General features: G+C 71.6%; 20 protein-coding genes and 1 riboswitch. Of the genes, 5 read left to right on the top strand and 15 right to left on the bottom strand.

Annotated elements, in window-relative coordinates:
* Window positions 1–271: 271 nt before the first annotated feature.
* Entirely contained in the window at window positions 272–2,053 is a 1,782-nt protein-coding gene (locus ABJI51_RS06310; RefSeq protein ID WP_348948189.1) for a hypothetical protein, read from the top strand.
* A gap of 1 nt (window position 2,054) precedes the next feature.
* Here the strand turns inward: ABJI51_RS06310 and ABJI51_RS06305 are convergent, their stop codons facing one another.
* A complete protein-coding gene (locus tag ABJI51_RS06305; protein WP_348948187.1) occupies window positions 2,055–3,188 on the bottom strand; it encodes an FAD-dependent oxidoreductase in 1,134 nt (377 codons plus the stop codon).
* 93 nt (window positions 3,189–3,281) lie between these two features.
* On the bottom strand, window positions 3,282–4,604 hold the full coding sequence (locus ABJI51_RS06300; RefSeq protein WP_348948702.1) for an aminotransferase-like domain-containing protein: 1,323 nt from the start codon (window positions 4,602–4,604) through the stop codon (window positions 3,282–3,284).
* A 99-nt stretch (window positions 4,605–4,703) separates the two neighbouring features.
* Here ABJI51_RS06300 and ABJI51_RS06295 point away from each other — a divergent pair, with 99 nt between their 5' ends.
* Window positions 4,704–5,360, top strand: a complete 657-nt coding sequence (locus ABJI51_RS06295; RefSeq protein WP_348948185.1) for an O-methyltransferase — start codon at window positions 4,704–4,706, stop codon at window positions 5,358–5,360.
* A 4-nt stretch (window positions 5,361–5,364) separates the two neighbouring features.
* Here the strand turns inward: ABJI51_RS06295 and ABJI51_RS06290 are convergent, their stop codons facing one another.
* Together ABJI51_RS06290 and ABJI51_RS06285 are read right to left on the bottom strand one after the other, a co-directional pair.
* A complete protein-coding gene (locus ABJI51_RS06290; RefSeq protein WP_348948183.1) occupies window positions 5,365–7,248 on the bottom strand; it encodes a transglycosylase domain-containing protein in 1,884 nt (627 codons plus the stop codon).
* A 174-nt stretch (window positions 7,249–7,422) separates the two neighbouring features.
* On the bottom strand, window positions 7,423–8,148 hold the full coding sequence (locus tag ABJI51_RS06285; protein WP_348948181.1) for a FadR/GntR family transcriptional regulator: 726 nt from the start codon (window positions 8,146–8,148) through the stop codon (window positions 7,423–7,425).
* Window positions 8,149–8,248: 100 nt separating this feature from the next.
* Between ABJI51_RS06285 and ABJI51_RS06280 the strand changes: the two genes are divergently transcribed.
* Window positions 8,249–8,506, top strand: coding sequence for a hypothetical protein (locus ABJI51_RS06280; RefSeq protein WP_348948179.1), 258 nt, complete (start codon window positions 8,249–8,251; stop codon window positions 8,504–8,506).
* On the opposite strand, the gene ABJI51_RS06275 is transcribed toward ABJI51_RS06280, so the two are convergent.
* The 7 genes from ABJI51_RS06275 to ABJI51_RS06245 all read right to left on the bottom strand — a co-directional run bounded on the left by ABJI51_RS06275 (window position 8,493) and on the right by ABJI51_RS06245 (window position 18,289).
* Entirely contained in the window at window positions 8,493–9,860 is a 1,368-nt protein-coding gene (locus ABJI51_RS06275) for an L-serine ammonia-lyase (protein WP_348948177.1), read from the bottom strand. The two genes, ABJI51_RS06280 and ABJI51_RS06275, sit on opposite strands and share 14 nt — an antisense overlap.
* A 15-nt stretch (window positions 9,861–9,875) precedes the next feature.
* Entirely contained in the window at window positions 9,876–10,877 is a 1,002-nt protein-coding gene (gene lipA / locus ABJI51_RS06270; RefSeq protein ID WP_348948175.1) for a lipoyl synthase, read from the bottom strand.
* On the bottom strand, window positions 10,874–12,148 hold the full coding sequence (gene glyA / locus ABJI51_RS06265) for a serine hydroxymethyltransferase (protein ID WP_348948173.1): 1,275 nt from the start codon (window positions 12,146–12,148) through the stop codon (window positions 10,874–10,876). The genes lipA and glyA overlap by 4 nt, the downstream gene beginning before the upstream one ends.
* Entirely contained in the window at window positions 12,148–12,525 is a 378-nt protein-coding gene (gene gcvH, locus ABJI51_RS06260; RefSeq protein ID WP_348948171.1) for a glycine cleavage system protein GcvH, read from the bottom strand. Before gcvH ends, glyA begins: the two co-directional genes overlap by 1 nt.
* Window positions 12,526–12,535: 10 nt before the next feature.
* Window positions 12,536–13,627: a glycine cleavage system aminomethyltransferase GcvT gene (gene gcvT / locus ABJI51_RS06255; RefSeq protein WP_348948169.1), complete on the bottom strand. Its 1,092-nt coding sequence runs from the start codon at window positions 13,625–13,627 to the stop codon at window positions 12,536–12,538.
* Between the two features lie 2 nt (window positions 13,628–13,629).
* Entirely contained in the window at window positions 13,630–16,461 is a 2,832-nt protein-coding gene (gene gcvP, locus ABJI51_RS06250) for an aminomethyl-transferring glycine dehydrogenase (protein WP_348948700.1), read from the bottom strand.
* Between the two features lie 134 nt (window positions 16,462–16,595).
* A riboswitch (glycine riboswitch) is annotated at window positions 16,596–16,689 on the bottom strand.
* Between the two features lie 307 nt (window positions 16,690–16,996).
* Window positions 16,997–18,289: a helix-turn-helix domain-containing protein gene (locus tag ABJI51_RS06245; protein ID WP_348948168.1), complete on the bottom strand. Its 1,293-nt coding sequence runs from the start codon at window positions 18,287–18,289 to the stop codon at window positions 16,997–16,999.
* 72 nt (window positions 18,290–18,361) lie between these two features.
* Between ABJI51_RS06245 and ABJI51_RS06240 the strand changes: the two genes are divergently transcribed.
* Complete coding sequence (locus ABJI51_RS06240; protein ID WP_348948166.1) at window positions 18,362–18,553, top strand: hypothetical protein; 192 nt, start codon at window positions 18,362–18,364, stop codon at window positions 18,551–18,553.
* Here ABJI51_RS06240 and ABJI51_RS06235 read toward each other — a convergent pair.
* Genes ABJI51_RS06235 through ABJI51_RS06220 form a run of 4 tightly spaced genes read right to left on the bottom strand, consistent with a single transcriptional unit; the run spans window position 18,550 to window position 22,740 of the window.
* Complete coding sequence (locus ABJI51_RS06235; protein ID WP_348948164.1) at window positions 18,550–19,317, bottom strand: 3-oxoacyl-ACP reductase; 768 nt, start codon at window positions 19,315–19,317, stop codon at window positions 18,550–18,552. The genes ABJI51_RS06240 and ABJI51_RS06235 overlap by 4 nt on opposite strands.
* The gene (locus ABJI51_RS06230) at window positions 19,317–20,681 is read right to left on the bottom strand and encodes an aldehyde dehydrogenase family protein (protein ID WP_348948162.1); all 1,365 of its coding nucleotides are present in this window, start codon (window positions 20,679–20,681) and stop codon (window positions 19,317–19,319) included. Before ABJI51_RS06230 ends, ABJI51_RS06235 begins: the two co-directional genes overlap by 1 nt.
* Entirely contained in the window at window positions 20,682–21,395 is a 714-nt protein-coding gene (locus ABJI51_RS06225) for a gamma-glutamyl-gamma-aminobutyrate hydrolase family protein (RefSeq protein ID WP_348948160.1), read from the bottom strand.
* A complete protein-coding gene (locus tag ABJI51_RS06220) occupies window positions 21,376–22,740 on the bottom strand; it encodes a glutamine synthetase family protein (protein ID WP_348948158.1) in 1,365 nt (454 codons plus the stop codon). The genes ABJI51_RS06225 and ABJI51_RS06220 overlap by 20 nt, the downstream gene beginning before the upstream one ends.
* A 279-nt stretch (window positions 22,741–23,019) precedes the next feature.
* On the opposite strand from ABJI51_RS06220, the gene ABJI51_RS06215 reads away from it, so the two are divergent.
* A complete protein-coding gene (locus tag ABJI51_RS06215; RefSeq protein WP_348948156.1) occupies window positions 23,020–23,544 on the top strand; it encodes a YflT domain-containing protein in 525 nt (174 codons plus the stop codon).
* Window positions 23,545–23,622 lie beyond the last annotated feature (78 nt).

The following is a 23,622-nucleotide window of genomic DNA, read 5'->3' as shown; positions in this document are numbered from 1 at the left end:
CCAGTCCCGTACATCGGTACGGGCGGGAACTGGGGAGTTCGAAATGCCGGAAACCACCATCGGGCGGCCAGACGGCCAGGCGGCCGAGATCGGCACGGCGCGGCGGACCTTCGGGTAGGCGCGGCGAGCCCCTTCACGGACTTGAAGTCCGTGAAGGGGCCATTCACGGCCCTCCGGTATCGCGGATGCCAGGTGGTGGCGTTCATGCCGGACGCCGGTCCGGCCGCTACCATCGCTTCCGGGTGTGATCGGGAGCGGAAGGCGGGCGGGCGTGGACGTGGCGAGTCCTGCGCACGCCGATGCCCCGGCACCCGCCCCGCAGCGGACGTCCCGCCCGTGGCGGCGCTGGAGCGTGCACGCCACCTGGGTCCTGCTGCTCGCGCTGGCCACCGAACTGCGGGTCGGCCGCTTCGGCTTCCACCCCTCCGACCAGGGTTTCATCCTCGCCCAGGCCTGGCGCGTCCTGCACGGCGAAGTGCCGCACGCCGACATCATCTCCGCGCGCCCGCTCGGTTCGGCCGTGCTGCACGTCCTCGACTACGCGCTGCCGATGCCGTTGTTCTTCGGGTCGAGCTTCCTGTCCATGATCGAGATCATCGTCGCCACCATCGCGTTCGCGACGCTGGTGACGCGGCGGCGGGTGCTGGACTGGGGCCCGGGCATGACGGCGATGGTCGCGGCGGCGTCGCTGATCAACCTCAACGCCTTCCCGCTGATGGCCTGGCACACCGTCGACGGCATCGCGCTCACCGCGTGCGGTGCCTGGGCGCTGGACGCGGGCCTGACCGGGAACAACGCCCTCGCCCGCCGCGGCGGGCTGGTGCTGCTCGGCTGCGCCGTGTTCGTCAAGCAGAGCTTCGCGCTGGCCGCGGTGATCGCCGTGCTGTGGCTGGCGCTGCACCCGGCGACACGGGCGGGCACGCGGCGCGCGCTGCGGCTGGTGCTCGACCTCCTCGCGCTCGGCGCGCCCGGGCTGGCGTACGTGACGTGGGTGAGCCTCGGCGGCGGGTTCACCGAGATGGTCGAGCAGCTCACCGGCGGCGTCCCCGCCTACGGCCAGCGGCTGCTCGGGCTGTGGCTGGACGACCCGGAGGTGCTCACCCGCGCCCCGGTGCGCGAGCTGAGTTTCTTCGCCGCCATCGCCGTGGTGCTGCTGGCCGTCCGGCTGCCCGGCGACCGGCTCGGCGCGGCCGGGCGCGCCGCGTCGTGGGTGCTGGTGCTCGCCGGCGCGGCCGCGGTGGTCTGGACCGTGGTCGACGGCCGGTTCACCGGCTCCTCGCGCTGGGCGGACGTCCTGTGGTGGATCGTCGCGGTGAGCGTGCCGGTGAACGCGGCCGTCCGGCGCAAGGTGCCGTGGGCCGGGCTCCTGGTGCTGGCCACCGGGTTCATGACCAGCCTGTCGTGGGGCAACGACACGCCGACGCTGCTCACCGGCACGCTCGCGCTGACGGTGTTGCTGCTGCTGAGCCACATCGTGCCGCCGCGGCCCCGGCTGGCGCGCCGCTGGGTGACCGCGACGGCCGGGCTGACGGCGGTCGCGGTGTGCGGCTGGGTGGTCGTCGCCCGCCACGACCAGGCGGCCTACCTCGACCTCGGGCACGACCGCCTGACCGCGGACCTCGGCGACGTCAGCCCCGCGATGAGCGGCATCCGCACGAACCCGTCGACCTACGCCTACGTCCGGCAGATCCGCGACTGCCTCGACCGCTTCCCGGCGGCGCGGACGGCGATCCTGCCCGACAACGCGTTCGCCTATCCCGCGTTCGGCCTGCGCAACCCGTTCCCGCTGGAGTGGCCGCTGCCGCTGGAGATCGTCGGCGACGCGCCCGAGCGGATGCTGGCGACGACCGACGCGCTCAACCGCTCGGGCGGCTACCTGGTGCTGTTCCAGACGGTGCCGAGCCGCCTGCTGGCCACCGGCGGCCCGGTGCCCGCCGAGGTCCCGGCCGACACCCCGGTGTTCACCTACCTCGGCCTGGAGACCGCCATCCAGGCCCGGCTCACCGGCCGCACGGTGACCTGCGGCAGCTTCGTCGGCAAGTACGCGCCCTGACTCAGGAGCCGCCGAGCGTGCTGAACACCTCGATCAGGTTCTGCACGACGTTCTCCTCGTCGGAGAGCAGCTTGCTCGCCACCATCCCCTCCTCGCCCACCTTCGCGGCGCGGGGGAACATCGCCTCCTCGTAGACGGCCAGCGCCGTTTCGACGTCGCCGGGGTGGGCGGCGAGGGCCTGGCCGAGTTCCGCACCGTCGAGCATGGCCAGGTTGGCGCCTTCGCCGTTGGCCGGCATCAGGTGGGCCGCGTCGCCGAGCAGGGTCACCCCCGGCACCCGCGCCCACCGCAGCCCGATCGGCAGCGTGTAGTGGGGACGCAGCACGGGCGCGGTGTCGGTCGCGGTGATCAGCGCCGTGATCTCCGGTGCCCAGCCGTCGAACTCCGCCGCGATCTTCGCGGCCGCCTCGGCGGCGTCGGTGAAGTCGATCGTGTCGAACCACTCCAGCTGCCGGACGAACGAGACGTACGCGTGCAGCGTGTCGCCGCTTTCCCGGTGGGCGAAGATGCCCTTGCCCGCCGCGGGCACCATCAGCGAGCCGCCGCCGACCGCCTTCGCCGTGGCGGGGTGTTTCGTGTCGGCGTCGTACAGATAGGTCTCGACGAAGACTTCGCCGGCGTACTCGGGCGTGGCGGCGGTGAGCAGCGGCCGGATCTTCGACCACGCGCCGTCCGCGCCGACCAGCAGGCTCGTGACGACACTGGTGCCGTCGGCGAAGGACACCTCGTGCCTGCCGCCGTCCAGCGTGCGGGCGCCGGTGACCTTGTGTCCCCAGTGGACAGTGCCGTCCGGCAGGGAGTCCAGCAGCAGCCGGCGCAGCTCGCCGCGCTGCACCTCGGGACGGCCGCCCGTGCCGTCGTCGTCCTTTTCGAACAGGACGGTCCCGTCCGTGCCGAGGACCCGCATGGCCTGACGGCCTTCCAGGATCAGGCCGCGGAACTGTTCCGTCAGGCCCGCGGCCTCGATCGCGAGCTGGCCGTTGTAGTCGTGGATGTCGAGCATCCCGCCCTGCAGCCGGGCCATCGGCGACGGCTCCGCCTCGTGGACCTCCACCGGGATGCCGTGGACGTGCAGCACGCGGGCTAGGGCGAGCCCGCCGAGACCGGCGCCGATGATCGTGACTGGGGTGTGCATCCGTGCTCCTTCGATTGCTGGTGACGCTCGAAGGTTCTCGGGCGGCGCTGGTGCGGAGCGCACACAGCGCTGCCATGCAGCTGTCAGTCGCTGTCAGCCGGGCACGAGATCGTCCGGGCTGCCTGCCGCGAGCCCGGCCAGGACGTCCAGAGCCGCGGACAGCGTTTCCACCGGCGGGGCCGACACGGCGAGCCGGACGGCGTTCGGCGCGTGGCCCGGCAGCACCGCGAACGCCGCCGCCGGGGACAGCGCGATCCCGTGCCGCGCCGCCGCCGCGACGAACGTCTCCGCCCGCCACTGCTGCGGCAGCTCCCACCAGCGGTGGTAGGCCGTGGCATCGCCGCGCAGCCCCGGCAGCTTCGCCTCGACCACCGCGGCACGCGCGGCGGCGTCACGGCGTTTCGCGGCTTCGACCTCGGCGAGGGTGCCCGTCGCGATCCACCGCGTCGCGGCCTCGACGGCGAAGCGCGACGCGGCCCAGCCGCCCGAGCGGACCGACGACGCCAGCCGCGCTGCCCACGACGGCGGCGGCACCAGGAAACCCGCGGTCAGCCCGGGCGCGACCCGCTTGGACAGGCTGTCGGCGAACACCGTCCGCTCCGGCGCGAACGCGGCGAACGGCGGGACGTCGCCGCGCAGGAACGTGTAGATGCCGTCCTCGATCACCGGGATGTCCAGCCGGGACACGGTTTCGGCCAGTTCCCGGCGACGGCGTTCGGGCATGGTCGTGCCGAGCGGGTTGTGCAGGGTCGGCTGGACGTAGAGCGCGCGGACCGGCCCGGCCGCGGCGAGCGCGTCCGGCACCAGACCGGAATCGTCGGTCTCGATCGGCACCAGTTCCACGCCGAGCCGGGTGGCGAGGGCCTTCACCACCGGGTAGGTCAGGGATTCGACCGCGAGCCGTTCACCCACCGGCACGAACGCGGCGATCGCGGCCGCGATGGCCTGCCTGCCGTTGCCGGTGAACAGGATCGTGGCGGGGTCCGGCCGCCAGCCGCCCCGGGCGAGCAGCGCGGCCGCCGCCTCGCGCGCCGCCGGCGTGCCCGCGGCCCCGATCGGGTGCAGGGCGGCGGTGAGGACGTCGGCGCGCAGCAGCGGTTCGAGCGCCCTGGCCAGCAGCGCCGACTGCCCGGGCAGGACGGCGAAGTTGAGTTCGAGGTCGACGCGGGCCTCACCGGGTTCGGCGAGCGCGGGTTCGGGCGGCGGTTTCGCGGCCCGCACGAAGGTGCCGCGGCCGACCTCCCCGACGGCCAGGCCCCGCCGGACGAGTTCCCCGTAGACCCGGGCGGCGGTGGAGTTGGCGATGCCGCGCTGCCGCGCGAACCGGCGCTGGGGCGGCAGCCGGTCACCGGGCCGCAGCCGCCCGGCCTCGATGTCCGCGGCGAGGGCGTCCGCGACGACGCGGTAGTCGTCCATGTCCACCTTCGCTTCCCGCCGCCGAACGCCGCCGGTGAGCATGATCCCACCGCGCCGGACCCCGCCGGTGATCGGCGCTAGATTGGTCGCGGAGGTGCCATGACCGAGAAGACCTGGGCCGCGGTCGACGACTACCTGACCGGTGCCCTGCTCAGCCCCGACCCGGTGCTCGACGACGCGCTCGCGGACTCGGCCGCCGCCGGGCTGCCGTCGATTGCCGTCGCGCCCAACCAGGGCAAGCTGCTGCACCTGCTCGCCCGGATGGCCGGCGCGCGCAGCATCCTGGAGATCGGCACGCTCGGCGGGTACAGCACGATCTGGCTGGCCCGCGCGCTCCCGCCCGGCGGCAAGCTGGTGACCTGCGAATACGACCCCAAGCACGCCGAGGTCGCGAAGGCCAACCTCGCCAGGGCCGGGTTCGGCGAGGACGTCGTCGAGATCCGGGTCGGCGCCGCACTGGACACGCTGCCGGCACTGAGCGGGCCGTTCGACTTCGTCTTCATCGACGCCGACAAGGCCAACCTCGCCAACTACGTCCGCGCGGCAATCGACCTGTCCCGCCCGGGCACGACGATCGTGGTCGACAACGTCGTCCGCCAGGGAGCGGTGGCCGACGCGACCAGCACCGACCGGAATGTCCAGGGCGCGCGGGAGATGTTCGCCGTCCTCGCCGAGGAGCCGCGTCTGGACGCCACGGCCGTCCAGACCGTGGGTGCCAAGGGGTACGACGGATTCCTGCTCGGCCTGGTCCGCTGACCCCTCACCGCGGCGGCCGCGCCATCGGCAGGCCGCCGTCCACCAGCGACCCCTGGTGTGCGGCGGCCATGAACGTGCGCCAGACGTCGGCCGGGATCACGTCGCCGGTCAGCTTTGCGCCGGTCGCGTCCCTCAGGCGGCGCTCGTCGTCGGAGCCGATCCAGACCGCCGTCACCAGCCGGTCCGTGTAGCCGACCGCCCAGGCGTCCTGGTTGTCCGGGCTATTGCCGTGCTCGGCTTCGCCGGTGCGCAGCGCCGCCGGGCGGCCGCCGGGCAGGGCCGTCGCCAGGGTGCTCGTGACGTCCGCGGCGATGCGGCGGCCCGCGTCGCCGAACGCCGGGGTTGCCGTGTCCGGGTGCTGCCAGATGACCGCGCCGCTCTCGTCGCGCACCTTCGCGACCAGGTGCGGCGTGGTGCGACGCCCGTCCGCGGCGAAGGTCGCGTACGCGCCCGCCATGTCCAGTGGCCGCAAGGGATACCGGCCGATCGCGATGCCCGGCCCGATCAGGAAGCCGTCCTTCTCGCGCATCGTCGGCACGCCATCGACGGCGTCCGGGATGCCCGCCTGGCGGGCGGTGTCGCTCAGCGCTTCCGGGCCGAGCTGCTTCGCCAGCGCGACGAACGGGCCCTGGGCGTGCGTCGCCATCGCCGTGCGCGGGGTGCATCTCGCGCCGCAGACGTCCGGGTACTGGAACTTCTCGCCGAGGAACTCGATTTTCGACGGCGACGGGATCGGCTGGTCGACGCCGTACCCGGCGCGCAGCAGCGCGGCGAGCGTGAACGGGTGGAACGCCGAGCCCGCCGCGTGCGGAGTGCCCGCGTAGTCGCGCACGCCCTGGCTGCCGCCGTGGTAGACGCGGACGGCACCGGTCTTCGGGTCGGTGGCGACGACGGCACCGCGGAACTCCGGCGGCTCGCCCTTCAGCCTGTCCTGCAACGTCTTCTTCGCGGCCTCCTGCAGGCCGCGGTCCAGCGTCGTCTCGACGGTCATGTTGCCCTGCTGGAGCCTGCCGAGCGGGAAGCCGTCCCGTTCGAGCTCGGCGAGGACCTGCTGCTTGACGTGGAACTCGTCGTAGGTGACCCGGCCGGCGCGCGTCTCCGACGGCGGCTGGATCTCGGCACCGGGGTAGGCCATCGGTTCGCTGCCGCTGACATAGCCGCGGCCGACGAGCTTGTCGCGCACGTACTGCCAGCGCCGCGCGGCGTGGGCGTCGCCGGAGGCGGCCGGGTCGTGCACCGACGGCGACTGGATCATCCCGGCGAGGAAGGCGGCTTCGCTCCAGGTGATGGAGTCGTCGAGCTTCCGCCCGAAGTAGGCGTTCATCGCGGCGGCGGGCCCGAACGTGCCGCGGCCGAAGGAGATGATGTTGACGTAGCTTTCGAAGATCTGCTCCTTGCTCTGCTCCTGGGTGATCTTGGTGGCGAGCACGAGCTCGGCGAACTTGCGGACGAGGGTGGCGTCGTCGTCGCCGGTGGACTTCTTGATGTACTGCTGGGTGATCCCGGAGCCGCCGCCGACCCCGGTGAGGAAGGCGCGGCCGATGCCGGTCGGGTCGAAGCCCTGGTTGTCCCAGAAGGTGGGGTCCTCGGTGGCGATGATGGCGTCCCGCAGCTTTGCGGGCACGCGCGCGTAGGGCACGAACAGCCGGTCACCGTCGGCGGGAACGACCTTGAGCAGCTCGGACCCGTCCGAGTACTGCAGGACGACGGTCTTGTCGAGCCCGGCGAGGACTTCCTGCGGGCTCCGGACGTCGAGCACGAGGTAGGCAACCCAGAAGGCGATCAGCGGGACACCGATGAGCACGCCCAGTGTCCAGGACACGATCCGCCGGACGCGCCGCCATCGGGTCTTCGGCTTGGTGGTGGGGTCCTCCGTCGCCAAGGTCACGAAGGGATGACGGCCGGACGGGTGAGAAGGTTGTGGGTGAAATGTTCGAATCCTGTCAGGATCCGGGTGCCGGGCAACGGCGGCGCCGGGCCCGCGTGTCTTGAATGAGTCATTCAGGGCTTCGGAGGTCCTGAATGACTCATTCATGTCGTCGAAGGAGCCACCCGAAGGCCGTCAGGACAGGAAGGCGCGCAGCAGCGAAGCCGTCCCTTCGATGTGCTCGGCCATCGCGCGGCGGGCCGCCGGGGCGTCGCCTGCGAGTATCGCGTCGACGATGGCCTCGTGCTGGGCGTTCGAGTGCTCCAGGTTGGGCGGGAGCAGCGGGATGCGGTCGAGCAGCTGGTTGACGCGGGTGCGGGCGTCGGCCATTGCCGTGGTCAGGGAGCCGGAGGCGGTCACCTCGGCGATGGCCAGGTGCAGCCGCGAATCCTTGCGGCGGTAGTCGGCGAGGTCCGCGGCGGCGGCCTCGGCGAGCGTGCCCGTGAGGTGGCGGCGGTCGGCGGGGCTGAGCGTGCGGGCGGCCGCCATCTCCGCGGCGCCGGTTTCGAGGACGTAGCGGAGGCTGAGGGCGTCCTCCAGCGCGACCGCGTCGACCTTTCCGCTGGGTGACCGTTCGGGCGGGCCGGGGAGGCTTTCGTTCACGAACGTGCCGCCGTACCGCCCTCGGCGTGACTCGACGTAGCCGGCGTCGGAGAGCGCCCGGATGGCTTCGCGCAGCGTGACGCGGCTGACGCCGAGCCGTTCGGCCAGCTCCCGTTCCGACGGCAGCCGCTCCCCCGCGCCGACGACGCCGAGCCGGATCGCCTGCAGCAGCCGCTCGACGGTCTCCTCGAAGGCGTTGCCGGTGCGGACCGGCCGGAACAGCGCTTCACCGGCATTCACGACCGAGGTCGAATCCATCCCGCGAGTTTAGGCGCACCGGCGGGGTCGTCGCTGTCGGTGACACCGCGCGTTCGCGGCGCGGAAAACCGGTGGCTCCGGACGGGCGCGGTCGGCAACGATGGCACCACCGACACCGAACATCGACTCAGGGGGCGATCCGGTGCACTTCCTGATGGCCGAAGATCTGGTCCACGAACGCGAGACCGAGCTGCGCCACGGCGTACGCAACCGCCCGCCGGGCCGGGCGACACCACGTCGCCGCACGGGAACGCGCAAGCAGCAGCTCGGCTGGACGCTGGTGGAGGTCGGCCTGCGCCTGGCGGTGGAGCCGGAGGCGCCACTTTCCCGGGAAAGTGACGCCGTCAGCACTCGATGACGTTCACCGCCAGGCCGCCGCGGGCGGTCTCCTTGTACTTCACGCTCATGTCCGCGCCCGTCTCGCGCATCGTCTTGATCGCCTTGTCCAGGGTCACCACGTGACTGCCGTCGCCGCGCATCGCCATCCGGGCCGCGTGGATCGCCTTCGACGCTCCCACCGCGTTGCGCTCGATGCACGGGATCTGGACCAGGCCGCCCACCGGGTCGCACGTCAGTCCCAGGTGGTGTTCCACGCCGATCTCCGCCGCGTTCTCCACCTGGGCCGGGGTGCCGCCCAGTACCTCCGTCAGGCCCGCCGCCGCCATCGCCGAGGCCGAGCCGACCTCGCCCTGGCAGCCGACCTCGGCGCCGGAGATCGAGCCCGTCTGCTTGAGGATCGAGCCGATCGCGCCCGCGGTCAGCAGGAACGTCACGATGCCGTCGTCGGAGGAGTGGCGGACGAACCGCTGGTAGTAGTGCAGGACCGCGGGGATGATGCCCGCCGCGCCGTTGGTCGGGGCCGTCACCACCCGGCCGCCCGCCGCGTTCTCCTCGTTGACCGCCAGCGCGTACAGGCTCACCCAGTCCATCGCGTACAGCGGGTCGTCGGCGCCGTCCTCGGCCAGCAGCTTCTCGTGCAGGGCTTTCGCCCGCCGCGGCACCTTCAGGCCGCCCGGGAGGACGCCCTCGTGCGTGCAGCCGTTGCGGACGCACTCGGCCATGACCGCCCAGATGTCCAGCAGCCCGGAACGCACCTCGGCGGCGGTGCGCCAGGACAGCTCGTTCGCCAGCATGATCTCGCTGATCGGCAGGCCGGTCGACGTGCAGTGCGCCAGGAGGTCCGCGCCGGTGCGGAACGGGTACGGCACCGGCGTCGAGTCCTCGACGAACACCGTGTCGGTCTCGTACGACTCGTCGCGGACGAATCCGCCGCCCACCGAGTAGTACGTGCGCTCGCGCAGCAGCTCGCCCGCCGCGCCGAACGCGCGGAAGATCATGCCGTTGGGGTGGGCGGGCAGGGACTTGCGGCGGTGCATGGTGAGGTCGCTGTCCTCGTCGAACGCGACCTCGTGCGTGCCGCAGAGCCGCAGCCGCCCGGACTCGCGGATCGCCGCGATCTTGCCGGGCACCGTGTCGGTGTCGATCTCTTCGGGACGCTCGCCGGACAGCCCGAGCAGGACGGCTTTGTCGCTGCCGTGGCCGAAGCCGGTCGCGCCCAGTGAGCCGAACAGCTCCGCCTGGACGCGGGACACCGCCGCGAGGTCCGCGCCGAGTCCGTCCACAAAGGTCAGTGCGGCCCGCATCGGCCCGACGGTGTGGGAGCTCGACGGGCCGATGCCGATGGAAAACAGGTCGAAGACGCTGATCGCCATTGATCTGCCCCTTCCTTATCGGGCCAGCAGCGAGCTGGCCTCTTGCGCGGCCGGGCCCTGGTCGGCGAGGTGGGCCAGGTTCTCCGGCAGTTCTTCTCCACGGTAACGCTTGGTCTGGGCGTAGAGCCGTCCCGCGCGGTACGACGAGCGCACCAGCGGCCCGGCCATGACCCCGGCGAAGCCCATGGCTTCGGCCGCGCGCGAGTGCTCCACGAACTCCTCCGGCTTGACCCACCGGTCCACCGGATGATGCCGCGGCGAGGGACGCAGGTACTGCGTGATCGTCAGGATCTCGCACCCCGCGTCGACCAGGTCCTGCATCGCCGGAGCCACCTCGTCCGGAGTTTCCCCCATCCCGAGGATCAGATTGGACTTCGTCACCAGACCGGCCTCACGCGCAGCCGTGATCACTTCCAGGGACCGAGCGTACCGGAATCCCGGACGAATACGCTTGAAAATCCGCGGAACTGTCTCCACGTTGTGCGCAAGAACCTCCGGCCGCGACCCGAAAACCTCCGCCAGCTGCTCCGGATCCGCATTGAAATCCGGAATCAGCAATTCCACGCCGGTACCGGGGTTCAACGCATGAATCTGCCGCACCGTCTCCGCATACAACCACGCGCCACCGTCGGGCAGGTCATCCCGCGCCACACCAGTGACCGTGGAGTACCGCAAACCCATGGCCTGCACGGACTCGGCGACCTTGCGCGGCTCGGTCCGATCCAACGCGGCAGGCTTACCGGTATCGATCTGGCAGAAATCACACCGCCGGGTGCACTGATCCCCGCCGATCAGGAACGTCGCTTCCCGGTCTTCCCAGCATTCGTAAATGTTGGGACACCCGGCCTCTTCACAGACCGTGTGCAAACCCTCACGCCGCACCAGGCCCTTGAGTTCGGTGAACTCCGGACCCATCCGCACCCGCGTCTTGATCCACGACGGCTTCTTCTCGATCGGCGTCTCACTGTTGCGCACTTCCAGGCGCAACAGCTTCCGGCCCTCGGGCTGCGCGCTCATCGCGAAAGGTCCGCGTACAGCGGGTGCTTCGCCGCGAGGGTCTCGACGCGGTCGCGGAGCTTGGCGCGCACCGCGTCGTCGAAGCCCGGCTTCAGCGCTTCGGCGATGATGTCGGCGACCTCGGCGAAGTCCTCGGCCCGGAAGCCGCGGGTGGCCAGTGCCGGCGTGCCGATCCGCAGGCCGGAGGTGACCATCGGCGGGCGCGGGTCGAACGGGACGGCGTTGCGGTTGACCGTGATGCCGACCTCGTGCAGCCGGTCCTCGGCCTGCTGTCCGTCCAGAGTGGACTGGACGAGGTCGACGAGCACCAGGTGGACGTCGGTGCCGCCGGTCAGCACGCGGACACCGGCCGCGGCGCAGTCGTCCTGCGAGAGCCGCGAAGCCAGGATGCGCGAGCCTTCGAGCGTGCGCTGCTGGCGCTCCTTGAACTCCTCGCTCGCGGCGATCTTCAGCGCGACGGCCTTGGCCGCGATGACGTGCTCCAGCGGCCCGCCCTGCTGGCCGGGAAACACCGCCGAGTTGATCTTCTTCGCCAGCTCCTCGCGGCAGAGGATGAGCCCGCCGCGCGGGCCGCCGAGGGTCTTGTGGGTGGTCGTGGTGACGATGTCGGCGTGCGGCACCGGCGACGGGTGCAGCCCGGCCGCGACCAGCCCGGCGAAGTGCGCCATGTCGACCATCAGGCGGGCACCGACGAGGTCGGCGATGCGGCGGAACTCGGCGAAGTCGAGCTGACGCGGGTAGGCGGACCAGCCCGCGATGATCAGCTTCGGCTGGTGCTCGACGGCCAGGCGCTCGATCTCGGCCAGGTCGACGATGCCGGTCTCCTTGTCGACATGGTAGGCGACGACGTTGTAGAGCTTGCCCGAGAAGTTGATCTTCATCCCGTGCGTCAGGTGGCCGCCGTGCGCCAGGTCGAGGCCGAGGATCGTGTCACCCGGCTTGAGCACGGCGAACATCGCGGCCGCGTTGGCCTGCGCGCCCGAGTGCGGCTGGACGTTGGCGTGCTCGGCGCCGAACAGGGCCTTCGCGCGGTCGATGGCGAGCTGCTCGACGACGTCGACGTGCTCGCAGCCGCCGTAGTAGCGCCGGCCCGGGTAGCCCTCCGCGTACTTGTTGGTCAGCACCGAGCCCTGCGCCTCCAGCACGCCCACCGGCGCGAAGTTCTCGGAGGCGATCATCTCCAGGGTGGACTGCTGGCGGTGCAGCTCGTCCGCGACGGCCGCGGCGACCTCGGGGTCGACGTCGGCGAGGTGGGCGTCGAAAGTCGGCATCAGTTCTCCTGGGTGTGCGCGGCGTACGCGGCGGCGTCGAGCAGGTCCGGCACGTCCCCGGACAGACGCACCTTCAGCAGCCAGCCTTCCGTGTACGGGTCGGAGTTGATGACCTCGGGGGTGTCCGATGTGGTGCCGTTCACCTCGACGACCTCGCCGGAGACCGGCGCGTACAGCTCGCTGACCGACTTGGTCGATTCGACCTCGCCGAACACCTCGCCCGCGGTGACGGTGGCGCCGACGTCGGGCAGCTGGACGAACACGATGTCACCGAGGGATTCGGCGGCGAAGGCGGTGATGCCGACGGTGGCGACGCCGTCGTCGACCTTCAGCCACTCGTGTTCCTTGGTGTACTGCAGGTTCTCGGGGATGCTCACAGGAAAGTCCTCACGCGCGGGAGTAGAAGGGAAGGGCGACGACCTCGACGGGCTCGATCCTGCCCCGGATGTCGACGGACAGCTCGGTGCCGGGCTCGGCGTACGCCCGATCGACGTACGCCATGGCGATCGGGTAGCCCAGCGTCGGCGACAGCGCGCCGCTGGTCACCTCCCCGATCTCGGTGTCCCCGGCCAGGAGCTTGTAGCCGTGCCGCGGGGCCCGGCGGCCGGTTCCGCGCAGCCCGACCCGCACGCGCGGGACGTCGGCCTTGGCCAGTTCCTCCAGCGCCGCGCGGCCGACGAAGTCGCCCGGCTTCTCGAACTTGACCACGCGCCCGAGCCCGGCCTCGAACGGGCTCTGCTCGACGGTGAGTTCGTTGCCGTACAGCGGCATCCCGGCTTCCAGGCGCAGGGTGTCGCGGCAGGCCAGGCCCGCCGGGACCAGGCCGTGCGGCTCGCCGGCCTCCAGCAGCAGGCGCCACAGCGCGGGCGCCTCGCCGGCGTCGACGAACAGCTCGAAGCCGTCCTCGCCGGTGTAGCCGGTGCGGGCGAGCAGGATGTCGTGGCCCTTCACCGAGGCCGGGACGCTGGCGTAGTACTTCAGCGCGCCGAGGTCGGCGTCGGTCACGGCGCCGAGGATCGCCGCGGCGTTCGGGCCCTGGACGGCGATCAGCGCGGTCGTCTCGGACCGGTCCTCGACCACCGCGTCGAAGCCCGCGACCCGCTCGGCCAGCGCGTCGGCGACGACCTGGGCGTTGCCGGCGTTCGCCACGACCAGGTAGTGCTCGTCGGCCAGCCGGTAGACGACCAGGTCGTCCAGCACGCCGCCGTCGGCGTTGCAGATCATCGTGTACCGCGCGCGGCCCGGCTTGACCCCGGAGAGGTTGCCGACCAGCGCGTAGTCGAGGACGTCCGCCGCCTGCTTGCCGGTGACGTGGATCTCGGCCATGTGCGACAGGTCGAACAGCCCGGCCGCCTCGCGGACGGCCCGGTGCTCGGCCAGCTCGCTGGCGTAGCGCACCGGCATCGACCAGCCGGCGAAGTCGGTGAACAGCGCACCGAGTCCCTTGTGGACTCCGTGCAGGGAGGTCTCTTTGGACACTGTCAGCCTTCGTAAGCGTTGAGGGGCGGGCAGGAGCACACGAGGTTACGGTCGCCGCGGGCGCCGTCGATGCGACGCACCGGCGGCCAGTACTTGTTCTTCCGCGAAACACCCGACGGGTACACGGCCAGCTCGCGGTCGTAGGGCTTGTCCCACGCCCCGACCAGCGTCTCGGCGGTGTGCGGGGCACCACGCAGCGGCGACTCCTCGGCGGTCCACCTGCCGTTCGCCACCTCGTCGATCTCGGCGCGGATGGCGATCATCGCGTCGCAGAACCGGTCGATCTCGCCCAGGTCCTCGGACTCGGTCGGCTCGACCATCAGCGTGCCCGCGACCGGAAACGACATCGTCGGCGCGTGGAAGCCGTAGTCGATGAGCCGCTTGGCGACGTCGTCGACCGTCACGCCGGTCTCCTTGGTGATCTGCCGCAGGTCGAGGATGCACTCGTGGGCGACCAGGCCGTCCTGGCCGGTGTAGAGCACCGGGTAGTGCGGCGCCAGGCGCGAAGCCACGTAGTTCGCGGCCAGCACGGCGACCTTCGTGGCCGCGGTCAGGCCGGGCGCGCCCATCATCCGGACGTAGGCCCACGAAATCGGCAGGATCGACGCCGAGCCGTACGGCGCGCCGCTGATCGGGCCGACGCCGGTTTCCGGGCCCGCCGCGTCGAGCAGCGGGTGGTTCGGCAGGTACGGCGCGAGGTGCGCGCGCACCGCGACCGGGCCGACGCCGGGGCCGCCACCGCCGTGCGGGATGCAGAACGTCTTGTGCAGGTTCAGGTGCGAGACGTCGCCGCCGAACTCGCCCGGCTTGGCCAGGCCCAGCAGGGCGTTGAGGTTCGCGCCGTCGACGTAGACCTGGCCGCCGCCGTCGTGGACGATCTTGGCGAGGGTGTCGATGTCGTGCTCGTACACGCCGTGCGTGGACGGGTAGGTGACCATGATCGCGGCGAGGGTGTCGCGGTGGGCGTCCACCTTGGACTTCAGGTCGTCGAGGTCGACGTTGCCCTCGTCGGTGCACTTGACGACGACCACGCGCATCCCGGCGAGAACGGCGGAGGCGGCGTTGGTGCCGTGCGCGGACGACGGGATCAGGCAGACGTCCCGTGCCTCGTCGCCGTTGGCGCGGTGGTAGGCGCGGATCGCGAGCAGGCCGGCCAGCTCGCCCTGGCTGCCCGCGTTCGGCTGCAGCGACACCTTGTCGTAGCCGGTCACCTCGGCCAGCCACTCCGCGAGCTGCGCGACCAGGACGTGGTAGCCCTCGGCGTCCTCGGCCGGGGCGAACGGGTGGATGCCGGCGAACTCGCGCCAGCTGATCGGCTCCATCTCGGTGGTGGCGTTGAGCTTCATCGTGCAGGAGCCGAGCGGGATCATGCCGCGGTCGAGCGCGTAGTCCTGGTCGGAGAGGCGGCGCAGGTAGCGCAGCATCGCCGTCTCGGAGCGGTGGGTGCCGAAGACCTCGTGGTCCATGAAGCCGGTCTCGCGGGCCAGGCCGGTCGGCAGCGCGACGCCGTCGTCCAGGCTTTCTTCGCTCCCGAACGCCTTGAGCACCTTCGCGGCGATCGCGGGCGTGCTGACCTCGTCGAAGGCGACGCGGACGTGGTCGGCGTCGACGTGGCCGAGGTTGATCCCGGCCGCGCGGGCGGCCGCGTGGACCTCGGCGGCCTGGCCGGGCACGTGCGCGACGACGGTGTCGAAGAAGGACTCGTGCACGACGTCGATGCCGGTCCGGCGCAGTGCTTCGGCGAAGCCCGCGGCCAGGCCGTGGACGCGCCGGGCGATCGCCTTGAGGCCTTCGGGACCGTGGTAGACCGCGTACATCGCGGCGAGCACGGCCGGGAGGACCTGCGCGGTGCAGATGTTCGACGTCGCCTTCTCGCGGCGGATGTGCTGCTCCCGCGTCTGGAGGGCGAGGCGGTAGGCGGGATTGCCGTCGGCGTCGACCGAGACGCCGACCAGGCGCCCGGGCAGCGAGCGTTCGAGGCCGGAGCGGACGGCCATGTACCCGGCGTGCGGGCCGCCGTAGCCGAGCGGGACGCCGAAGCGCTGGGTCGAGCCCGCGGCGACGTCGGCGCCGAACTCGCCGGGCGCGGTGACCAGCGTCAGGGCGAGCAGGTCCGCGGCGACGGTGTAGAGCGCGCCCGCGGCCTTCGCCGACTCGGAAATCGCCTGGTAGAAGCCGCGGCCGCGCAGCACTCCGGACGCGCCGGGGTACTGGACGACGACGCCGAAGAACTCGTCGGGCAGCCCGGTGAGCAGGTCGCGGACCTCGACCTCGATGCCCAGGGCCTCCACCCGGGTGCGCACGACGGCGATGGTCTGCGGCAGGCACTCGGCGTCGAGGACGACCTTGTTCGACTTGGCCTTGGACACGCGGCGCATCAGCGTGACGGCCTCGGCGACGGCGGTCGACTCGTCGAGCAGCGAGGCGTTCGCGGTGGCCAGGCCGGTGAGGTCGGCGACCATCGTCTGGAAGTTGAGGAGGGCTTCGAGACGGCCTTGGGAGATCTCGGGCTGATACGGCGTGTACGCGGTGTACCAGGCGGGGTTCTCGAGGACGTTGCGGCGGATGACGCCGGGGGTGACGGTGTCGGAGTAGCCGAGCCCGATCATCTGCGTCATCGGCCGGTTGCGCGCGGCGAGGGCACGCAGCTCGGCGGTGGCGTCCTCTTCGGACGCGGCAGGCGGAAGCCGCAGGTCACGGGTGGCGCGGATGGCACTCGGGACGGCGGCGCCGACGAGGGCGTCGAGCGAGCCGTAGCCGCACTCGGCGAGCATCTTGGCGCGTTCGGCCTCGGACGGGCCGATGTGGCGGGCGTCGAACTGCGTCGAAGTGATCGGGAGCTCCTCGGGCCGGGCACACAGCGGTGCGCTGGAACTCCCCCTCTGTCATGGCACCTGAGAGTTTCACCGCGCGCGGCACGGCTTTCACCTTGGGTGAGGCGCGGGTGCGCCTGCTTTCCAGAGTGGCCTCGCACGAAGCGGTAGCAGGTACCTGAGAGATTCCGGGGAGTTTGCTCCTTCGGTGCCCCACCGGTTTCGTGGGGGCTCTCCCGCCTCGGCTCAACGGCCCGATCTGCAGTTGTGGCGGTTACGGTACCCGGCGCTTCCCGAGGCCGTCTACATCACCCGGCCAACGCCACAGTGATCCTCGACCGCGCCTCGACCCGCGAACTCGCGTACCCCGAGGGTCGGTCCGCGTACCTGGAGGGTCGGCTCACCGTCCGACCCTCCAGGTACGCGAGCCGACCGTCCGGGTACGTGCCCCGACCTGCTGCCGGCTGGCGGAGCGCAGGCCCGGTGCGGTCGGCGGTGGCTCAGCTCGGTGTCTTGAATGACTCATTCAGGACGTCGGAGGTCCTGAATGAGTCATTCAAGACGTCCCGGCGACCCGGCGGACCACCCCACCGGCCAGCGGGGGCGGACGACGGACCCGGCCCGAGGGCAGGACCAGGCGTTTGAGCGGGCCGCCCAGCGGCACCGGCGGGAGGCCCGCGCCCAGCAGGACCTGCTCGACGATGTGCTCGGCGTGCCAGGCCACCGCGTCGTTGAGCCGGTCCAGGGACGGCCGGTCGCCGTCGAAGACGTCCTCGTCGGCCAGCGTCACCTCGAAATACGCGCAGCCCGGCGGGACCGACACCGCCTCCTCGATCGCTTTCGCCCCGTCGAGCGGGTCGTCGAATCCCGCTTCGAGCAGTGCCGACCGGTAGATACGGGCCGCGCGGGCGCGCATGCGGGGGCCGTAGCGGACCACGACCGGGAGGCGTCCGGTCAGGTCCGGGACCGCCAGGCCGTGCAGCAGCATGATCGGCGGCACCGAGTGCACCAGCCGCGGTGCCGGCTCGGCCAGTTCCCGCGCGGTGATCCGGACCCGGTCGGCCATCGCGTCCGGGAGCCCGAAGTACCGGAAGTCGACGTTGCCGAACCCGAGGCCGTCCGCGACCAGCGATGCCAGCAGCTCGCCGTAACCCCAGATCGGCGACAGCACCACCACCGGCGGCGCGGCGACGACCGGGGACGGCGCCGGCGGCCGGGTCGCCTCCTGCTCGGGAACCTGGATCACCAGCCGGGGCGGCTCGTGCCAGTCGTGGACCTCCGCGACCCGCCAGTACAGCCCCAGCGGCCGCCACAGCTCGCCGAGGATGTCGTGCTCGACGATCCGGCGGGCCTCGTCCTCGGTGTACGGGAAGTCCCGCGGCGGGACGACCCCGACGTAGTGGTGGTAGGTGACGCGGACCTCGTCGCCGCGGGTGGCCGAGCGGATCCGCATCTCCCAGTCGATCGGCGATGCCGCGATCGCGTTCGCCACCTGCGTTCCCGGCGACGAGTACACCAGCGCGGTCGCCTGCCGCAGGAACTGCCCGGCCTGGTCGATGCCCTCCCGCAGCGCCTTCGCCGCCTGCGCGACGTGCACCGGCGACGCCAGCGCTTCGGGCAGGACCCCGGCGACGCGCAGCAGTTCCGCCTCGCCGAGGCCGGTGACCTCGGCCAGCTGTGCCCAGTGGTCGAAGACGGTCACCTTCGGCGCGTGCCGGTGCTCGATCCAGCTGCGCAGGGTCGACGTCGGGACGCCGATGCGGCGCGCGGCCTCGTCCAGGGACAGGCCACGCGCGCGGATGCCGGTCCGGACCGCTTCCGCCCACTCGTCGGCGCGCCAGTGCGTCACGTCACAAAGCTAACGAAACCCGCTAGCTTTGCGCAGGGACGAAACGCCCACACGCACCCGACGCTGGTCGGCATGACCACCACCGTCGTCGCACTGACCCTGATCGTCGGCGCCGTCACCTTCGCCGCCGGCGCCTTCCTCGCCTCCGAGATCGCCACCCGGATCCTGCGCCGCCGCGAGCGGGAGATCTCCGAGGAACGCAAGCGGCTCAACGCCGCCTGGAAGTTCCTGCGGGAGGTGTACGGCGTGAAGGTCAAGCGTTAGAGCGGGGTGACGTACGCGCCGGAGATGCCGCCGTCGACGAGGAACTGCGACGCGGTGATGAAGCTGGCGTCGTCGCTGGCCAGGAAGGCGACCGCGGCCGCGATCTCCTCCGGCTCGGCGAACCGGCCGACCGGCACGTGCACCAGTCGCCGCGCCGCGCGTTCCGGGTCCTTGGCGAACAGCTCCTTGAGCAGCGGGGTGTTCACCGGGCCCGGGCACAGCGCGTTGACGCGGATGTTCTCCCGCGCGAACTGCACGCCCAGCTCGCGGCTCATGGCGAGCACGCCGCCCTTGGACGCGGTGTAGGAGATCTGCGACGTCGCCGCGCCCATCACCGCCACGAACGACGCGGTGTTGATGATCGAACCGCGGCCCTGGCGCTGCATGTGCGGCAGGACGGCCTTGCAGCACAGGTACACCGACGTCAGGTTGACGCGCTGGACCTTCTCCCACGCCTCGATGCCGGTGGTGAGGATGGAGTCGTCCTCGGGCGGGGAGATGCCGGCGTTGTTGAACGCGACGTCGACCGCGCCGAACTGCTCGACCGTGGTGTGGAACAGGTTCTCCACCTGCTCGGCGTCGGTGACGTCGGTCTGCACGAACGCGCCGCCGATCTCGTCGGCGACCGCCTTGCCCTCGACCGGCGAGACGTCGGCGATGACGACCTTCGCGCCTTCGCTCGCCAGGCGGCGGGCCGAGGCGAGCCCGATGCCACTCGCGCCGCCGGTGATGACCGCCACGCGGCCTTCGAAACGCTGGACCATTACTCCTCCGTGCTCAGAAAGACGTTCTTGGTTTCGGTGAACGCCGCCGCGGCGTCGGGGCCCAGCTCGCGGCCGAGGCCGGACTGCTTGAAGCCGCCGAACGGCGTCCAGTACCGCACCGACGAGTGCGAGTTCACCGAGAGGTTGCCCGATTCGACGCCGCGCGCCACCCGGAACGCGCGGCCGGCGTCGCGGGTCCAGATCGACCCGGACAGGCCGTACTCGGTGGCGTTGGCCATCCGGATCGCGTCGGCCTCCCCGTCGAACCGGACGACGGCGACGACCGGGCCGAAGACCTCCTCCGCCGCGGCGGGGTGCCGCAGGTCCGGCGGGGTGAGGACGGTCGGCGGGAACCAGAAGCCGCGGCCTCCGGGCGCGCTGCCGCGGAAGGCGACCGGGGCGTCGTCCGGCACGTAGGAGGCGACCTTCTCCCGGTGCGCGGCCGAGATCAGCGGGCCCATCTCGGTCTTCTCGTCGGCCGGGTCGCCGACGACGACGCCGTGCACCGCGGGTTCGAGCAGTTCCATGAAGCGGTCGTACGCGCTCGCCTGCACCAGGATCAGCGACCGGGCGCAGCAGTCCTGGCCGGCGTTGTCGAAGACGCCGTAGGGCGCGGTCGCCGCGGCCTTCTCCAGGTCGGCGTCGGCGAAGACGATGTTGGCGTTCTTGCCGCCCAGCTCCAGCGTCACGCGCTTCACCTGGGCCGCGCAGCCCGCCATGATCTGCTTGCCGACCTCGGTGGAGCCGGTGAAGACGACCTTGCGCACGGCCGGGTGATCCACGAACCGCTGTCCCACCACCGAGCCCTTGCCGGGCAGCACCTGGAAGACGTCCTCGGGGATGCCCGCCTCGCGGGCCAGCTCGGCCAGCCTCAGCGCGGTCAGCGGCGTCAGCTCGGCGGGCTTGAGGACGACGGTGTTGCCTGCGGCGAGCGCGGGCGCGAAACCCCAGCCCGCGATCGGCATCGGGAAGTTCCACGGCACGATCACGCCGACCACGCCGAGGGGTTCCTGGAAGGTGACGTTGATGCCGCCCGGCACCGGGATCTGCTTGCCGATCAGGCGTTCCGGCGCGGCGGAGTAGTAGTTGAGGACGTCGCGGACGTTGCCCGCCTCCCAGCGGGCGTTGCCGATGGTGTGCCCGGAGTTCTCGACCTCCAGCCGCGCGAGGTTCTCGAGGTCGGCCTCGACTGCGTCGGCGAAGCGGCGCAGCAGCCGCGCCCGGTCGCCGGGGGCGACGTCACGCCACGCGGGGAACGCCGCCTGGGCGCGGGCGATGGCCGCGTCGGTCTCCTCCGCGCTCGTCAGCGTCACCGACCGCACCACCTCCTCGGTGGCCGGGTTGAGGACGTCGAAGGTGGTCATCTAGTTCTCCTTGCTCGCTTCGACGAGAGCTTGGAACAGCCGGACGTCGGTGCTGTCCTGCTCGGGGTGCCACTGCACGCCCAGGACGAACTCGCCGGGCACCTCGGCGGCCTCGACCGTGCCGTCGGCGGCCCAGCCGACGGCTTCCAGGCCGGTGCCGAGCCGGTCGATCGCCTGGTGGTGGTAGCAGTGTCCCTTGGTCTCCGGCCCGAGGATCGCGGCGGCGCGGCTGCCGTCCTTCAGCGAGATCGTGCTGGTGCCGAAGGTCGCCGGGGCGGGCTGGTGGTCGGTGGACCCCGTGGTCTCGGGCAGGTGCTGGGCCAGCGTCCCGCCGAGGGCGACGCTCATCACCTGCAGGCCGCGGCAGACGCCGAGCACCGGCTTGCCCGCCCGGCGCGCGGCGCCGAACAGGCCGAACTCGAAGGCGTCCCGCTCCGGCCGGGTGTAGGTGGCCGGGTGCGGCTCGTGGCCGTAGCGCGCGGGCTCGACGTCGGCGCCGCCGGTGAGCACCAGCCCGTCCACAGTGGACACCAGCCGGTCGTACGCGTCGGACACCGGCGGCAGCAGCACCGGGACGCCCCCGGCCGCGACGACGCAGTCGACGTAGAACCGGTGCAGCAGCACGGCTTCGGTCTCCCAGACCAGGAACTTCGCGGGTTCCAGGTACGTGGTGAGGCCGATGACCGGGCGGGCGTCAGAGCCGTTCGAAGCCACGGATCAGCTCCCAGTCGGTGACGGCGGCGTTGTAGGCGTCGATCTCGATCTTCGCCGCGTTGAGGTAGTGGCCGACGACGTCGTCGCCGAAGGCCGCGCGCGCCAGGTCGCTGCCCGCCAGCGCCGCGGCGGCCTCGGGCAGGGTCGTCGGCACGGTGGCGCGGCCGGAGTTGTAGGCGTTGCCGGTGAAGGGTTCTTCCAGCTCCAGCTCGTTCTCGATGCCGTGGAGCCCGGCGGCGATGAGCGCGGCGACGGCGAGGTAGGGGTTGACGTCCCCGCCCGGCACGCGGTTCTCGACCCGCAGCGACTCGCCGTGCCCGACGACGCGCAGCGCGCAGGTCCGGTTGTCGGTGCCCCAGGCGATCGCGGTCGGCGCGAAGCTGCCGGGCACGAACCGCTTGTAGGAGTTGACGTTCGGGGCGAAGAAGTAGGTCAGTTCCCGCAGCCCGGCGAGCTGGCCGGCGAGGAAGTGCTCCATGAGCTTCGAGAAGCCGTGTTCGCCGTCTCCGGCCAGGACGGCGCGGCCCTCGGTGGAGCGCAGGCTGATGTGGATGTGGCAGGAGTTGCCCTCGCGCTCGTTGTACTTCGCCATGAAGGTGAGGCTCTTGCCCTCCTGCGCGGCGATCTCCTTGGCGCCGTTCTTGTAGACGCTGTGGTTGTCGCAGGTGGCGAGCGCGTCGGTGTAGCGGAAGGCGATCTCCTGCTGGCCGGGGTTGCACTCGCCCTTGGCGGACTCGGGGTAGAGCCCGGCGCCCGCCATCTCGTTGCGGATGCGGCGCAGCAGCGGTTCCAGCCGCGCGGTGCCGAGCATCGAATAGTCCACATTGTACTGGTTGGCGGGCTTGAGACCGTGGTAACGCTTGTCCCACGCGGTTTCGTAGCTGTCGTCGAAGACGATGAACTCCAGCTCGGTCCCGACGAAGGCGGCCAGCCCCCGCTCGGCCAGCCGGTCCAGCTGACGGCGCAGGATCTGGCGCGGCGAAACGGAAACCGGGCCGCCCTGCACCCGCTCGACGTCGGCGAGCACCAGTGCGGTGCCCTCGTGCCAGGGGATCTCGCGCAGGGTCTCGAAGTCCGGGCGCAGCACGAAGTCGCCGTAGCCGCTGTCCCACGAGGAGAGCGCGTAGCCGTCGACGGTGTTCATGTCGACGTCGACGGCGAGGAGGTAGTTGCAGGCCTCGGTGGCATGCCGGGCGACCTCGTCGAGGAAGTACTCCGCCGAGCAGCGCTTGCCCTGCAGGCGCCCCTGCATGTCCGTGATCGCGACGAGCACGGTGTCGATCGTGCCCGCGTCCACGCGCGCGCGAAGTTCGTCGAGCGTGAGCATGCCTCGCCTGCGTGCCATCCGTCGCCCCAAAGGTTTGGTATGAATCCTTTGCCGGTTCTTCCTACCCGGTGACCGGGTCGGGGTCAACCCAGGCAAAGGTATTTTGTTGGCCCATTGGCCGGGGAGGTCCCCCACGGCCGAGCGTAGTGAACGACTCGTTCACCCCGTCCGGGCTCCCGCAGCCTGGATGGAGCCGGGATTGTCCCCGATGCCCGGCTGAGAAGAGCCTGTGAATTCGCGCGCGCGGGAGGGATCCGGGGTACTCGCGCGTTGTACGGGGCAAGAGAGGTGAGATCGATGACCACAGCATTCACGCAGAGCACGTTCGGCGAGCAGCAGCAGGTGCGGCCCCAGCTGCCGACCCTGCCCACCGGCTGGCCGATCGGTTCGTACGAGTCCTACGAGCAGGCACAGCGGGCGGTCGACCACCTCGCGAGCGCGGACTTCCCGGTCACCGACGTCACGATCGTCGGCGTGGAGCCGCTGCTCGTCGAGCGGGTCGCGGGACGGATGTCGTGGGGCAGGGTGCTCGGCAGCGCGGCGACGTCCGGTGCGCTGTTCGGCCTCTTCCTCGGCCTCATGCTCAGCCTGCTGAACCCCGGCGCCGGCCTGGTCCCGATCGTGATCGGCCTCGTCGCCGGCCTCGGGTTCAACCTGCTCTTCGGCGCGCTGGGCTACGCCGTGAACCGCAACAAGCGCGGGTTCGTCTCGCAGAGCCAGCTGGTCGCCCGCCGCTACGACGTCCTGTCGCAGCCGCGCAACGCCGAGAAGGGCCGTGCGCTCCTGGCCGACCTCGCGGCCCGCAGCGCGTTCGGCCACTGACCCGCCGGATGATCGAAGGCCGCCCCCGGGCACTCCCCGGAGGCGGCCTTCGCCGCATCGGGAGCGGCCCCGACCGCT

The sequence above is a fragment of the Amycolatopsis melonis genome (assembly GCF_040064235.1).
Taxonomy (GTDB): Bacteria; Actinomycetota; Actinomycetes; order Mycobacteriales; family Pseudonocardiaceae; genus Amycolatopsis; species Amycolatopsis melonis.
The sequence above is the reverse complement of the archived record's forward strand: the minus strand, read 5'-3'. Positions and strand labels throughout refer to the sequence as shown.

Coding starts and splice junctions, on each gene's coding strand:
- ABJI51_RS06230 (WP_348948162.1), bottom strand. CDS start 20,681: ATGACCACCTTCGACGTCCTCAACCCGGCCACCGAGGAGGTGGTGCGG.
- ABJI51_RS06235 (WP_348948164.1), bottom strand. CDS start 19,317: ATGGTCCAGCGTTTCGAAGGCCGCGTGGCGGTCATCACCGGCGGCGCG.
- ABJI51_RS06215 (WP_348948156.1), top strand. CDS start 23,020: ATGACCACAGCATTCACGCAGAGCACGTTCGGCGAGCAGCAGCAGGTG.
- ABJI51_RS06275 (WP_348948177.1), bottom strand. CDS start 9,860: ATGGCGATCAGCGTCTTCGACCTGTTTTCCATCGGCATCGGCCCGTCG.
- ABJI51_RS06285 (WP_348948181.1), bottom strand. CDS start 8,148: ATGGATTCGACCTCGGTCGTGAATGCCGGTGAAGCGCTGTTCCGGCCG.
- ABJI51_RS06305 (WP_348948187.1), bottom strand. CDS start 3,188: ATGCACACCCCAGTCACGATCATCGGCGCCGGTCTCGGCGGGCTCGCC.
- ABJI51_RS06295 (WP_348948185.1), top strand. CDS start 4,704: ATGACCGAGAAGACCTGGGCCGCGGTCGACGACTACCTGACCGGTGCC.
- ABJI51_RS06220 (WP_348948158.1), bottom strand. CDS start 22,740: ATGGCACGCAGGCGAGGCATGCTCACGCTCGACGAACTTCGCGCGCGC.
- ABJI51_RS06300 (WP_348948702.1), bottom strand. CDS start 4,604: ATGGACGACTACCGCGTCGTCGCGGACGCCCTCGCCGCGGACATCGAG.
- ABJI51_RS06280 (WP_348948179.1), top strand. CDS start 8,249: ATGGCACCACCGACACCGAACATCGACTCAGGGGGCGATCCGGTGCAC.
- lipA (WP_348948175.1), bottom strand. CDS start 10,877: ATGAGCGCGCAGCCCGAGGGCCGGAAGCTGTTGCGCCTGGAAGTGCGC.
- glyA (WP_348948173.1), bottom strand. CDS start 12,148: ATGCCGACTTTCGACGCCCACCTCGCCGACGTCGACCCCGAGGTCGCC.
- ABJI51_RS06240 (WP_348948166.1), top strand. CDS start 18,362: ATGACCACCACCGTCGTCGCACTGACCCTGATCGTCGGCGCCGTCACC.